General features: G+C 64.6%; 1 protein-coding gene and 1 pseudogene. Both read right to left on the bottom strand.

Going from position 1 to position 765, the window contains the following annotated elements; genetic code table 11:
- Positions 1 to 419, bottom strand: a 419-nt coding sequence (locus EN994_RS33865) for an ATP-binding cassette domain-containing protein (protein ID WP_164746546.1), incomplete at its 3' end; no start/stop codon positions are given.
- Positions 420 to 531: 112 nt separating this feature from the next.
- Positions 532 to 765: pseudogene (locus EN994_RS33860) on the bottom strand (dimethyl sulfone monooxygenase SfnG); the annotation flags it as partial.

Here is a 765-nt window from a genome sequence, read left to right as displayed (position 1 = left end):
CCCTTGAACAGTGCGAGATTCTGGAAGGTTCTGGCGACGCCGAGATGGGCCAGCCGCTGCGTCGGGACCTGGGCATAGGAGGTACCGTCGAGCCGGACATGGCCGCGATCCGGCCGGTAGACGCCGCTGATGACGTTGATCAGCGAACTCTTGCCGGCGCCGTTCGGGCCGATGATGGCACGGATCTCGCCTTGGCGGACCGATAGGTCGATATCGGCCAGTGCCACGACGCCGCCAAAGGACAGGCTGATGCCCTGAAGCGAAAGCAACGGAGAGGCGGCGGCAACGGACTCTGCCGGCCTGGCGGCATCTTCGAACGACTGCTCCGGCCGCTGGTCTGACGGCAGGCCGCGCGCAAAGACCTCCGGTGCATAGGCGGAAGCCTCCATCACTCCGAGCGTATAACTGGGCAACGGCATTCCAATCGTCCTCGATTAGGCGCGCAAAATCCTGTTGCCGCCCGACGGATCAGCGCGCCGGGCAAGCTTCGTGCGTGCGGGCCGGCGCCTGTCCGGCGTGCCTATGGGGTGACTATTCCGCCGCCAGCGACGCCGCCGCCTCGGCGTGTTCCAGTTCGCGAACGAGCGGGATGACATGCTTGCCGAAATACTCGACCTCCTCCTGGAAGTGCAGGAAACCGAGCAGGATAAGATCCGCACCCGCGCGCTTCAGGTCGACGACGCGTTGAGCGACCTGCCTGGGGGTGCCGATCAGGTTCGAGCGGAAACCGTCATTGTACTGGACCAGATCGTCGAAGGACGATTT

Origin of the sequence: Mesorhizobium sp. M7A.F.Ca.CA.002.09.1.1, from assembly GCF_003998555.1 — a bacterium.
GTDB classification, from domain to species: domain Bacteria; phylum Pseudomonadota; class Alphaproteobacteria; order Rhizobiales; family Rhizobiaceae; genus Mesorhizobium; species Mesorhizobium ciceri.
This window is presented reverse-complemented; position numbering and strand designations above follow the sequence as displayed.